Here is a 13,583-nt window from a genome sequence, read left to right as displayed (position 1 = left end):
TTATTATTTACTTAAAAATTTATTTGCAAATTGAGCTAGCATTGCTGAGCCCAATGGCAAAGCATCTTCATCCAAATCAAATAGTGGATGGTGTAATGGAGCAGTAATCCCCTTCTCCTCATTCCTAACTCCTAGTCGAAACATGATTCCAGGGACCTTATGAGTAAAAAAGGAAAAATCTTCTCCCCCCATGGAAGGGCTTACATGGGTAAGCTTACCTTCCCCTAACACCTCGCCAGCCGATTCTTCTAAAATTGGTAATAGGCTTTCATCATTAACAACAGATGGGAAAAAGTATTTATAATTCAGTTGATAAGTAGCACCAAATGCACTCGTTATCCCCTTTAAAATCGTTTCCATTTTTTCTTCCATCTTGTCACGTAACGCTACGTCTAAAGTACGAACGGTACCTCCAAACTTTACGGAAGAGGAAATAACATTATCCGCTGTCCCACCATGAATTTGACCAATCGTAATGACTGCAGATGATAACGGGTCTAATTGACGACTCGTTATTTGCTGTAATGACGAAATAACCTCTGCTGAAATGGTGATCGGATCTATGGCTTGGTGTGGATGTGCAGCATGTCCACCCTTGCCAATAATTTCTATTTCGAAAAAGTCAGCTGCTGCACACGTAATCCCATTTGTTATCGTCGCTTCTCCGCTTGGAACCGTAGGTTGTACATGAAGGGCAGCGATAGCATCCACCTTCGGGTTTTCTAAAGCACCGGCCTTAATCATTTTGTCTGCCCCAAAACGCCCTTCCTCAGCCGGTTGAAAAATTAGCTTTACTCTCCCCTTTTTGGGCGGTGTTTGTTGTAACAATCTAGCAGCACCTAAGAGCATTGTTGTATGAGCGTCATGCCCACACATATGGCCTTTTCCTGCAATTTGGGATTTATAGGGAACATCCTTTTCATCTTGAATAGGTAGCGCATCCATATCCGCTCTTAACCCAATTGTTTGGCCATCTTCTTGTCCTTCTATTATTGCTATTACACCTGTTTCCGTTAACGGTTGATGCTTAACACCCATTTCTTCTAGTTTTTCCATAACAAACTTTTGTGTATTAAACTCTTCCAAACCTAACTCTGGATTTTGATGAAGATATCTTCTCCACTCAATTAATTCTTGGTGAATCATTAATGCATTGTTAATAAATTGATTTTGTTTGGTAGAAAAATCCATCTCTCTCTCCTTTTATGTAATTTCATTAAAGAGGGCTCCATTTCATCGAAATGGTTCCTTTTCCTACTTGAAGTGTCACCTCCCTTCTAAAAATACTAAATTGTCATTAATTGGATATAAGATTCAAAAAACCCCCAAAACAAACATCCTAGCGAGATAACGAAAGAAAAGACTACTCCATTCATTCGGTCTCTCTTAACATTCCCTTAATAAAAATTGGGTTTAAAAATAGATACGGTTTAAGTATCAGTGAATGAAATTTTGTGAATACGGTAGAGTAAATCCAGGAGAGTCATGATTACCATATGGTTTCGGTGGGACCATACAAGGTAAATGACCATAAAACAGGTACCGAGGATTTAAAAGGTCATCTTCGGTTTCGAAAACGTAGCATGTATAAATCAATTAAAAAGTGTCCACTCAGGTAGTGGTATGGATTTGAAATAACTCTATAGGAGATCATTTTTAATATGTACAAAAAAAGATAGAATGCTATATATTTTATATGATTGGATAGATCATATTACTAGTTTTCATAACAAATGAAATAATAAGAATGATCAATCCAATAACATAAAAGATAAAAATTTTAAAACCTAATCTACATTAAGCTATATTCCCCTATTTCTTACTAAAATTTATAATAAATTCAATATGGTTATTTATTATAAATAAAGGATTTAAATAATTCAAGTAAGTTGACTGAAAAATAATAATGTTATATTAATTAAGTATAGTTACAAAAGTAAAAAAATGCCCATATTCTTTTAATTACTTAATAAAAGGTAACGTAAAAGGATAGATAAGTGAAATTAGATAAAGTAATAGGGTCAGTGAGTTAAACTAAAATTGTTTTTCTATTACATTCATATAATTTCCAACCTTTCCCCAAAAAATAAAGAAGAATGACTCAAAAGTTTTTAACCTTTTGAACCACCCTCACGTTAACCATCGTAATATTAATAAATCCCACTACGAGTGGTTTTAATCGTAGTGGGAGAGCGACGCGAGAAGCAAACACCAATACTCTAGTGCTTCTAATGGGGTAAGGCTCTTAGAAACTAAAAATTATACTTTTATCTTCGTTTCCATAAGAGGTGTTTCCCCTTTTTTGCATTCCGCTTGCTCCAGCTTCTTAACCGAATCAAGAATATCACCATTTGTAATAACGATTGGTGTGATAGTACTGGAGGCCTTCTCTTTAATAAGCTCTAGGTCAAAAGTAATTAGCTTATCACCAGCTTTCACCTTATCTCCTTCTTTCACATGACCAGTAAACCCTTCCCCTTTCATGTTCACTGTCTCTAACCCAACATGGATAAGGATTTCAACACCTGTCTTGGAGCGTATTCCAATGGCATGCTTTGTATGGAAAAATTGAATAACTTCCCCGTCTACGGGGGCTACAGCAACTCCTTCTATAGGTTCAATGGCAATTCCATCTCCCATCATTTTTTGAGAAAAAACTGGATCCGGTACATCCTCCAGCTTTTTGACACTACCTGTTATTGGGGCAACAATGGTTTCTTCCGTTTGTACCTCTTTTTTTCCGAACAACTTTTTTAACATAATAATAATCTCCCTTCTACCCTTCAATTCCTTCTAGCGAAATCCACAAAGCGAAACTTATCTGGTCTATGCCGGGATTCCGTATATTGAAATAAGCTAGTATCATCTAAATACACATGATTTTTCACCACAACAATACTGGAAAAGCCTTCTAAATCCAATAACTTTTTATCCTCATCCGTCGCTTCCTCTACGGTAATTTCCTTTTTGGCAAAGCTGATTACTAGACCGAGCTCTGATTCGATGTATTCATAAATAGAGTTTTCACACACCCTTACTGTTAAGTCGGGGATTAATTTTTTATTTAAATAGTCTTTGTCCAAAATAACATTTTCCCCGTCCATTTCTCGGACTCGAATTACCTCCCAAATGGTTTCAGATCCATCTAGCTGAAGCTGTTCCTTAATATAATCAGTGGGATCGGCAGATGCTAGTTTTACTAAATGGGTCCTTGCCCGTTGTCCCATTTTTGAAGCTAATTCCTTGAAACTGACTAATCCAGATATGGGAAAGTTAAATTTATTAATATCTAGTATAATGGAGCCTTTCCCTTGGATTTTTTGAATATACCCATGCTCCGACAACAGTTTCAATGCTTTTCGGATCGTTTCCCTCGTTGTATCATATTGTTCAGCAAGGTCATTTTCTGAAGGAAGCTTCGTTTGGGCCTTTAGTTTTCCACTTTGGATAAGTTGTACTAATTCATCATAAACCTTTAAATATTTACGCTTCATTTCAAACCACCTATTTTTTTCTTATATTACCCAGCAAAATGAAGAACAATGGATTCATAAGGACGTAAGATAAGGGACTCCTTAGGAATACTTGAATCCTCATAATTAGATAGTAACACATCCCCTTTTCGCCCCAATAGTTCCTCCGGCAGTTCAAAAGATGTTTCTTTCTCGTAAAAATTATTTACCACAAGTAGAACTTCCTTTTCATATCTTCTCAAATAGGCAAAAATTTGCCGATGCTCCTCTTCAATGAGCTTGAAATCTCCGTAGGTAATAATGTCATATTGTTTACGCAGTTTAATTAGCTGCTGATAATGATAAAAAATGGACTGATTATCCTTTATTGCAGCCTCAGCGTTAATAGTTGTATAGTTATCTGGGATCCCAATCCAAGGTGTACCAATTGTAAATCCTGCGTTCTCCGAAGCATTCCATTGCACTGGAGTACGTGAGTTATCACGGGATTTACGCGTAATAATCTCCATGATCTCCCCTTCCGGAACTCCTCGCTCTTTCATGATTTCATAATAGTTCAATGTTTCCACATCACGATATTGGGAAATATCCTTAAATTTTGGATCCGTCATTCCGAACTCTTCCCCTTGATAAATATAAGGAGTTCCTTGCATCATATGGATCGTAGTTGCTAGCATTTTTGCAGATTCCCTATGATATTCCCCATCATTTCCATACCGGGTTACGACACGGGGTTGATCATGGTTACACCAGAACAGGGCATTCCATCCCCCACCTTTATGCATTTCCACTTGCCATTTGGATAATATATCTTTCAATGCTTGGAAATCCATCTCCCCAATGGCCCACTTTTCTCCATTAGGATAATCTACTTTCAGGTGATGAAAATTAAATGTCATACTTAATTCATGTCGATTTGGATTTGTATATTTAATACAATGATCAATGGTTGTTGAAGACATTTCCCCAACAGTAAGGGCGTCATATTTTGAAAAAACCTGTTTGTTCATGTCTTGCATAAATTCATGAACCCTTGGTCCATCTGTATAAAATTTGCGCCCATCACCAGGGGGAACACTTCCATCATCATTTGGAAACTGTTGATCCTTAGATATTAAATTAATTACATCCAGTCGGAATCCGTCTACTCCCTTTTTAAACCAGAAGTGCATCATATCATAAACTTCCTCACGCACCGCTTCATTCTCCCAGTTTAAATCCGCTTGGGTCACATCAAATAAATGAAGATAGTATTGTTCCGTCTTTTCATCATACCTCCATGCGGACCCACCAAATTTAGACACCCAATTTGTTGGCTCTTCCCCGTTCACTGGATCTTTCCAAATATAATAATCTCGGAATGGATTATCTTTCGATTTTGCAGACTCCTTAAACCATTCATGCTCCGTTGATGTATGATTTACAACAATATCCATGATCACTTTAATGTCACGGTTATGGGCTTCTTGCAGGAGTCGATCAAAATCTTCCATTGTCCCATATTCTTCATGAATGGAAAAATAATCACTTATATCATAGCCATTATCCTTTTGTGGGGAAGAATATATAGGTGTTAACCAAATAACATCTATACCCAGTTTTTTCAAATAATCAAGTTTGTTAATAATCCCCTGAAGATCACCAACACCATTTCCTGTAGTATCATTAAAGCTTTTTGGGTAAATTTGATATACAACAGCTTTTCTCCACCATTCATTTTGTTTCATCCTTCTTCAACTCCGAACTTCTTTAATTTAAGTGAATATGTAGAGTACCTTGGTCACTAATATAACCAAGGCACCTTCAAGTATTATTGTCTCTTTATTTTTGCCACAATTAACGTTAATACGAACGGTACTATTAAGGCAATTAACATACCAAAAAAGAACGGTAACCACTTATCAGGTACGATAGAGAAAATACCAGGCAATCCACCGACCCCAATGGAAAAGGCAGTAACTCTGTTTATAGTAATCAATACAGCAGCAATCCCTGAACCGATAATAGCGCAAATAAATGGATATCTAAATCGTAAATTAACCCCGAACATGGCTGGTTCAGTAATCCCTAAATAGGCAGAAATGGAAGAGGTAAGGGAAAGACCCTTCAGCTTTTCATCTCTTGTTGCAAACATCATTGCTAAGGCCGCAGAACCTTGGGCAATATTAGATAAGGCTAAAATTGGCCATAGGAACGTAGCGCCCGTTGTTCCAATTAATTGAATATCCACTGCTAAGAACGTATGATGCATACCTGTAATTACTAATGGTGCATAAATCAATCCATATAATAATCCTCCGATGGCAGCAAAATTATCAAAAATAGTTACAAATACTGTCGTGATTCCGTTACCAATTGTAAAAGTAATAGGGCCAATTACGATAAATGCTAAGAAACCTGTAACCAGAAGGGCAATTGGGGCTACTAATAATAATTGAAATGCATCTGGAATTCGCTTACGTAATACGATTTCTAGCTTCGCTAATACATAGGAAGCAACTAAAATTGGTAATACTTGACCTTGATACCCTACTGCTGCTACATCTAAACCGAATAGATTCCAATAAGGAATTTCTCCAGCTTCTTGTGCTGCACCATATGCCCACGCATTTAATAAATCTGGGTGAACAAGCATTAAACCTAAAACAATACCTAGTAGTGGATTTCCACCAAATTTTTTCACGGCAGACCAACCAATTAAGCCAGGTAAAAAAACAAATGCCGTATTCGCGATTAAGTGAATAATATTGGCAAAATCCGCCCACTGAGTGTGTACCTCGATAAGGGATTGTTCATCATAGAAAATTCCCTGACCAGACAAAAGGTTATATATCCCCATTAATAAACCAGCAGTAACGATTGCAGGTAGTATTGGAATGAAGATATCTGCTAAGGTTTTAATCCCACGTTGAAGTGGGTTCATTTTTTTCTCTGCAGCTGCTTTCGTATCTTCTTTTGATGCTTCCCCAATACCTGTTATGTTTACAAGCTCTTTATATACTTTATCCACAAGACCTTGTCCAATAATAACTTGAAACTGACCATTCGTACTAAAGTTTCCTTTTACAATATCAATGTTTTCAAGTTTTTCTTTATCCACTTTTCCTTCATCATGTAAAACTAAACGTAACCTTGTTACACAATGAGTTGCGGAATCTATATTTTCCTTTCCACCGATGGCATCGATGATCTCTTCCACTGTTTTTCTCTCAATTGCCACGTGAACTCCTCCTCTTTCTTTGTAAAAATTTAAATACGCTTTCATTTTCAAAAACTTGTATATACAAGATCCCCTTTACTTGATTAAGTTTAACTTGTATATACAGGTGTGTCAATAGAGTTTGTTTCAAAATAAGACAAATTTCGCAAAAACAGAATGAATCAATCTATAGGTTGTTCCATTCAGGATTGATAGATGCACCTGATATTTAACTTTTATAAAAATGAATTCATTATAATATCTTTTCTAAAGTGCAGAATAATAGAGAAAGTAATTTTATTTTTTACTATTTATTTTCTGGTTCGAGCCTAATTAAAATTCAAATTTGAAAGGATACAGTGATTATGATAACGGATATGCAATTGGTCTTTCTTATTTTGATCATTACTACAATCTGCTTTTTGGTTCCGCGATTTAGGGCAGATCTTGTGGCAACGATCGCGCTCCTTTCCTTACTCCTAACAGGTCTTATTACAGTTCCCGAGGCTTTCGCTGGATTTTCTAATAGTGTAGTAATCATGGTTGCCGCCTTATTTATTGTTGGTGAAGGAGTATTCCAAAGTGGATTAGCCCAAAAGGCCGGGGATTTACTTGTTAAAACAACGAAAAATAGTGAATGGAAGCTGACCATTTTTATGCTCATTCTAGTAGCAATATTAAGTGGATTTATTAGTAATACAGGAACAGTTGCCATTCTCCTCCCTGTTGTAGTTAGCCTATGTCGACAAATGCAGCTTCACCCTGGAATGCTATTGATACCATTAGCTTTTGCAAGCAGTATGGGGGGAGCCTTAACCTTAATTGGTACGGCTCCAAATTTAATTGCCAGCCAAAGCTTACAGGATGCAAGCTATGGTGCCCTCAACTTTTTTTCCTTCACACCTGTAGGTTCCATTATGTTGTTAGCTGGTATACTTTATTTATGGTTTATTGGTCGTCGTATGCTTAATAAACCCATTGAAGAGAGAACGGGAGGGACGGAAGAATTTGATGCAGCAGAATTAGTGGATCAATACGGAGTTACGGACTATATTTCTGTTGTAAAGGTACCGGCAGGAAGCAAGCTTATCGGTCGAACCATCAAGGAGCTTCGATTAGCCACCACCTATGAGATCACGCTGTTAGAGGTGATCAAGAAAGATACTGGTTCGCGCTTACGCCTTAATGGACGGGGACAAACGAAGCGGATTACCGTGGTTCCTAGCTATGAAGTAGAAGTAGATGATATTTTTCTTATCTACGGTGAGGAAAGTGCACTTTCTAGGCTGATGGAGGAAAGTGGCTTAGTCCCAGAAAAAGAAGAGGCCTATCAATTAGAGGAATCTCATTTGGCAGAAGTTATCTTAACACCTCAATCGCGATTAATTAATCAAACGATCCGGAAAGCCAATTTTAGAGAAAAATATGGGCTAACTGTGTTAGCTTTAAAGCATCAATTTAGTGAAGCAAGAAGATCTACACCAGATGAAATGCTCCAATATGGAGATGCTATACTCGTTCATGGTAAATGGAAGGACATCAACCTTCTTTCTTCTGAGAAGAATGATACGGTTGTGTTAAAGTCTGCTGCTGAGGATACGGATCTTGCTAATCAAACAAATAAAAGTTTAGTAGCAGGGATCATTTTGTTGGCGATGCTCACATCTATGGTATTTGAATGGGTTCCTGCCGTTGTATCTGTAGTAGTAACTGCCGTATTAATGGTGTTGACCGACTGCGTAAGACAAACGGATCAGGCGTACCAGTCCATTAACTGGCAAACGGTTATTTTAATTGCCTGTATGCTCCCTATGGCCACGGCCTTAGAAAATACAGGTGGAGTAACCTTTATTTCTGAAGGTTTAATTGGCAGTCTTGGGATGGTAGGACCACTTGCAGTACTTGCAGGGTTATATGCCATCACTTCCCTATTCAGTCAATTTATAAGTAATACAGCAACAGCAGTTTTACTGTTTCCCGTTGCTATTCTCACTGCGGAGCAAATGGGGGTTAGTCCCAATCCAATGGTAATGGCCGTAGCCTTTTCTTCTAGTATGGCCTTTGCTACCCCTGTTGCCACACCACCGAATGCCATGGTAATGGCTGCTGGAAAATATACCTTCCTTGACTTCGTTCGGGTAGGTATCCCTTTACAGCTTATAATAGCCCTTATAGCAGTGCTGCTATTACCACTATTTTTTCCTTTCTAAAGTGCGTGAGACGGTCGCGTAACCTTCTCATTTTAAATAAAAGAGCATGGGGTTTCCCATGCTCTAGCCATGTTTATTCATTTACTGGAGGTGTGAATTACGTTTAATTACTGGTGAGTTCCGCTAAAATGCTGCTCAGCCATTTGAACTAAACGCTTTGTGATTTCTCCTCCTACAGATCCATTAGCACGTGATGTTGCTTCTGCCCCCAATTGAACTCCGAATTCTTGTGCAATCTCATACTTCATTTGATCTAGAGCTTGTTCTACTCCAGGTACTAAAAGTTGATTATTGTTTGGCACCTTGAATTCCTCCTTTCAATTGTTCAATACTATTGTGTGGGAGAGAGAAAATAATATGTATTTTAACCAGCATTTTTCTACGTTAAAGATTTCCATATTCTTAGAAGTAAATTCAGATTTTATATTAAGCTGTTTTTGTAAACTTTTTCTTTTTGAAAAGCTTGGAGAAGTGGACAGCGTCCGCCTGTTGCTTATCTTAGCAAAAAAATTGCTCCAAACACCAATATTAGGAAACAGCCTTAATAAAAGTCTGTAGAATTACCTTCTTTAAATCCTATGGTATAATATAACAATCTTCCTCAAGAAAGTTAGAGGTGAACTTAAATGGATCCATTAGATATCCTTTTAAATAAAGACCAAATTGTTCCCTATTACCAACCTATTATAAGTGCCGATAAACAAATTGTTGTAGGATATGAAGTATTTGCAAGAATGAATACGGATAATGGTCCACAAAGTCTTGGTGCTTTCTTTAATGACGATACCATTCCTGAAGAATATCGGGATGAAATTGATGACCATGTACAGACCCTTGCCTTAGAGCATTTTCTTGAAGAACCTGAACTATATTTATTTCTAAACGTTAACATTCACTCGTTATTAGGGGATAATGGGGATCAATTATTGGAAAAATTAATCTCGTATCAAAACAAAGGTCTTTCCTTAGATCGGATTGTATTAGAAATAAAAGAAAAGGATTATGCTGCAAATTATTCAGAAGTAAAACACTTTATCACCTATGTTCAAAGTACCGGTATCAATATTGCTGTTGGTGATGTTGGTATTTCGTCCAGCAACCTTGAACGTTTGGCCCACCTTAACCCAAATATAGTTAAGGTCAATGTAGGTTTCATTGAGGGGGATACCTTTCCTGAGCTTTATAGAGATGTTCTTCACTCCTTATCTTTATTAACACGAAAACTTGGTGCAACCCTTCTTTTTGAGGGAATTGACAGCTATCCGAAACTTAACTTTGCTTGGCGAAATGGTGCAAGATATTATCAAGGCTTTTACCTAGGTAGACCTAAAGGCTCTTTTGTAGCAGCTGATTTTAGTAAGGAAACGATGAAAAAAGAATTTCACCGCTTTATTGAACATGAACGTAAAAAAATAGCCGCCCAGCTTTCCTTATCAGAAAAGCTTAGCCAAACATTAAAAGTTACATTAAAAACAATAAAATCCTTTAGTAACTATGATGATGTTGTATTAACGATCGCAAAGGGACTTTCGTCGTTTTCCTTTCGTGTCTACATCTGTGACCATGATGGCTTTCAACAATCCTCCAATGCTGTAAAAACGGTAGATGGTACGTGGGAATTAGAAAGGGAAAGCCGTCAAAAAAACTGGAGCTGGCGCCCTTATTTTATCGAAAACATTGTAAGGATGGATTTAGAGAAAAAAGGTATACTTTCCGATCTATATACAGATATCGAAAAGGATGAAATGATTCGCACCTATTCCTTTCCATTAGATAATGGATTGTTTTTGTTTATCGATATACCATATTCCTATCTGTTCGAGCAGGATGGATTACTATAGCATTAAATGATCAATTGAAGAAGAGACAGCCCGCACAGGGTCCTGTCTCTTCCTCTACCAGCCTTGCTCTGTAGTAACTTGCGTCGAGACAACTCGTAGTAAATTCAAGAAGTGATGCTCGTCGCTGGAGTCGCCGCCTTCCGTTCATACAAGCTTTTCAAATAACAACAAAATTTTACGAAAATTATATTCACTAGAACCTAGTTTTATTATTTCTAAATAGATTCTGTTCTATTAATTTCATCTTTTTCATAGTAGTCTTATATAGTATTTAATAGAGAAGGATGATTAGATGAAACAAGGTTCTGCGGTAGCTTCAATGAAAGATTTGTTTATAAAAACTATATCAGGTGTTCTATTACTATTTTTTTTAATTAGTATACTAGTTTCGTTTAATATTTCTTCTACTACTGTTCAGCAAGCTGTAACCAATATATCTGGTGAAGAGCTATTTTACTTATTCTCATTCGAAAACAGTTATTCCGAGCAAGCTCTACCAGAAACGTTTAAGGAGCCTTCCCTTTTGAATTGGGCATTTACGGTGGCTACAAATATAGATACTAGCGATTTAAGAACATTGCTCGGAAGAGAACTGCCTGGTTTGGCAGCATTCGATGGACGAATTATTGTTGCTGGTGAAGGGGCCAACTTCGCAAATCTCCCATTCGAATCTTCTCCTCCTCTTCAAGTTCTATTAGAAGAAAGGGAAGCTGCTTCTAATGAAATGGAAGATAATGGAGACTACGTTAATTATGTATATGATAACCAGAATGAAATAACAAGCATCGGAGAGGAAGAAGTAAACATCTTGATACACCATACTCATAGTTGGGAATCATTCCTCCCTCACCTAAATGTTCCTAATGATAATCCTAACCTAGCATCCCATAATGAAGTTAATATTACATTAGTAGGAGAACGTTTGGGTGAAGAGTTAGAAAAAAGAGGGTTTAATGTAGTCGTAGATACGAGAGATATGGTGGCTGAACTTCATCAGCGTGACATGGAAGTACATCAATCCTATGATTTATCAAGGGAATATGTGAAGGAGTATTTAGATGAGACAGAATTTGATTTTATATTCGATTTACACCGGGATGCCGCACGAAGAGAAAATAGTACAGTAGAAATTAATGGGCGGGAATTAGCTAGACCTTTCTTCGTAATTGGGGAAAGTCATGATAATTTCGAAAGAAACCAGATGCACGCAACAAAGTTACATTATATGATGGAAGAAAGTTTTCCTGGCTTAAGTAGAGGTGTATTTGGATATGAAAGAACAAGTGGAAGAAACGGGATTTATAACCAAGATATTTCAGAATTCTCCTTCCTATTAGAAATAGGTGGAGTAGATAACACGTTAGAAGAATCCTTTAAAACCGCTGAAATTGTTGCCGAAATATTCGCAAACTATTACCTTGAATTAAGGAAAAGTGAACAGTTAAATTAAAGAAGCCTTGAGCGGAGTCAAAAGGTAAAAACCATTCCTTTTGACTCCCTTTTTTTTACTAGAAGAGGTTGTTAGAAATACAATGCATAATATCCATTTTTTAGTACACACTACCTAAAAAAGGATGTGAATGCATTGGATAAGGCCTTTCTAATGGCAAATAAACTTTTCTTTTACATTGACAATACAGGATTCTTATTAGATAAGTATGTAAAATGGTATGTCAATTACCATAGAAATTATTCTCTTTCATCTTCCTTTCACTGTTTCGGTGCTGTTGTTTACTTAGTATAGTAAACTGTGTACTAACTACCATTTATTCCCCATCAATAAATGAAAACTGTGAATTACTGTTTAAAGATAAGATAAATGCTTTTAACAAATCTTTAGTAGCAACCAAATCCTTCATATCAATCACTTCAACCGGTGAATGGGCATATCTTGAAGGAATGGAAAGGACACCTGTTGGAATTCCATGATTAGCTAAGCTCATGGCTCCCCCATCGGTCCCAATACCAGGGAATACTTCCATTTGGAATGGAATTTCCTTATCATTTGCTAATTGAATAAGTTTTTCCTTTACTGAAGGATGGGAAATTAAACTAAAATCTAGAACCTTTATTCCTGTACCGGCCCCAATCGAAAGGGTGTCATCCATCGTTTCTTCTGGTGTATCGCTCACTGCTGTTGTATCAATTGCAATTGCCACATCTGCCTTTACTTGCCTTGCAGCCACCTGTGCTCCCCTTAAGCCAACTTCCTCTTGGACTGTAAAAATAGCCGTCAATGTGCCTGCAAAGCCAGACTCGTCTAGCTCTTGCAAAACTTGAATAAGTACAGCACATCCTGCTCTGTCATCAAAACCTTTTCCAACAAATCTGCCGGTGCTTTCATTGCCGAGATAATCCATGCTTGGATACCAAGTAATTGGGTTACCTACTTGTACCCCTAATGCGATAGCATCCTCTTTACTTTTAGCCCCCACATCAATATATAATTGACGATGATTTCGCACTCGACTGGCATCATCAAATTTAGCATAATGAGCAGAAATGCTTCCAATTACTCCCGTAAGTAGCCCTGTTTTTGTGCGGATTTGTACTTTTTGAGTAAGAAGAAAGCGATCATCATTTCCCCCTAGCTTTTCAAAGCGGATAAGGCCGTTGTTTTCGATTTTTTTCACAATAAAACCTATTTCATCCATATGGGCAGTCATAACCATAATTGGACCAGATGCCCTTCCTGTTTTCGTTGCAATAACATTCCCTAGTGAATCTACAGTAACCTCATCTACAAGGGGTTTCACTGTATCTCTCACCCATTTGCTAACTGGTTGTTCGTAGCCACAAGGTCCATGTAAGGTAGTTAACTGTTCCAAAAGTACTTTCATCTTTCATTACCCCTTTTAAA

General features: G+C 37.2%; 11 protein-coding genes. 4 read left to right on the top strand and 7 right to left on the bottom strand.

Translation table 11 applies throughout. The features are described from left to right. Positions 1-3: 3 nt before the first annotated feature. The 5 genes from J2S74_RS10400 to treP all read right to left on the bottom strand — a co-directional run bounded on the left by J2S74_RS10400 (position 4) and on the right by treP (position 6,693). Positions 4-1,191: a M20 metallopeptidase family protein gene (locus J2S74_RS10400; protein WP_307325135.1), complete on the bottom strand. Its 1,188-nt coding sequence runs from the start codon at positions 1,189-1,191 to the stop codon at positions 4-6. A 1,068-nt stretch (positions 1,192-2,259) separates the two neighbouring features. Then, positions 2,260-2,760, bottom strand: a complete 501-nt coding sequence (locus J2S74_RS10395; protein ID WP_307325132.1) for a PTS sugar transporter subunit IIA — start codon at positions 2,758-2,760, stop codon at positions 2,260-2,262. Between the two features lie 23 nt (positions 2,761-2,783). Continuing rightward, entirely contained in the window at positions 2,784-3,494 is a 711-nt protein-coding gene (gene treR, locus J2S74_RS10390) for a trehalose operon repressor (RefSeq protein WP_307325130.1), read from the bottom strand. A 26-nt stretch (positions 3,495-3,520) separates the two neighbouring features. Next, positions 3,521-5,200 (bottom strand): alpha,alpha-phosphotrehalase, encoded by a 1,680-nt coding sequence (treC, locus tag J2S74_RS10385; RefSeq protein ID WP_307325128.1) that lies wholly within the window; start codon positions 5,198-5,200, stop codon positions 3,521-3,523. Between the two features lie 83 nt (positions 5,201-5,283). Next, the gene (gene treP / locus J2S74_RS10380; RefSeq protein ID WP_307325125.1) at positions 5,284-6,693 is read right to left on the bottom strand and encodes a PTS system trehalose-specific EIIBC component; all 1,410 of its coding nucleotides are present in this window, start codon (positions 6,691-6,693) and stop codon (positions 5,284-5,286) included. Positions 6,694-7,037: 344 nt separating this feature from the next. Here treP and J2S74_RS10375 point away from each other — a divergent pair, with 344 nt between their 5' ends. Continuing rightward, complete coding sequence (locus tag J2S74_RS10375; protein WP_307325122.1) at positions 7,038-8,882, top strand: SLC13 family permease; 1,845 nt, start codon at positions 7,038-7,040, stop codon at positions 8,880-8,882. Between the two features lie 107 nt (positions 8,883-8,989). On the opposite strand, the gene J2S74_RS10370 is transcribed toward J2S74_RS10375, so the two are convergent. After that, the gene (locus J2S74_RS10370) at positions 8,990-9,184 is read right to left on the bottom strand and encodes an alpha/beta-type small acid-soluble spore protein (protein ID WP_307325120.1); all 195 of its coding nucleotides are present in this window, start codon (positions 9,182-9,184) and stop codon (positions 8,990-8,992) included. Positions 9,185-9,508: 324 nt separating this feature from the next. On the opposite strand from J2S74_RS10370, the gene J2S74_RS10365 reads away from it, so the two are divergent. From J2S74_RS10365 to J2S74_RS10355, 3 genes are all read left to right on the top strand, one after another. Continuing rightward, complete coding sequence (locus tag J2S74_RS10365; protein WP_307325117.1) at positions 9,509-10,723, top strand: EAL domain-containing protein; 1,215 nt, start codon at positions 9,509-9,511, stop codon at positions 10,721-10,723. A gap of 292 nt (positions 10,724-11,015) precedes the next feature. Next, entirely contained in the window at positions 11,016-12,173 is a 1,158-nt protein-coding gene (gene spoIIP, locus J2S74_RS10360; RefSeq protein ID WP_307325115.1) for a stage II sporulation protein P, read from the top strand. Between the two features lie 153 nt (positions 12,174-12,326). Then, positions 12,327-12,467 carry a hypothetical protein gene (locus tag J2S74_RS10355; RefSeq protein ID WP_307325113.1) on the top strand — a complete coding sequence of 47 codons (141 nt, stop codon included), beginning with the start codon at positions 12,327-12,329 and terminating at the stop codon, positions 12,465-12,467. A 22-nt stretch (positions 12,468-12,489) separates the two neighbouring features. Here the strand turns inward: J2S74_RS10355 and J2S74_RS10350 are convergent, their stop codons facing one another. Then, positions 12,490-13,563, bottom strand: a complete 1,074-nt coding sequence (locus tag J2S74_RS10350) for a M42 family metallopeptidase (RefSeq protein WP_307325112.1) — start codon at positions 13,561-13,563, stop codon at positions 12,490-12,492. Positions 13,564-13,583: the final 20 nt, after the last annotated feature.

Source organism: Evansella vedderi (genome assembly GCF_030813435.1).
GTDB classification, from domain to species: Bacteria; Bacillota; Bacilli; order Bacillales; family Salisediminibacteriaceae; genus Evansella; species Evansella vedderi.
This window is presented reverse-complemented; position numbering and strand designations above follow the sequence as displayed.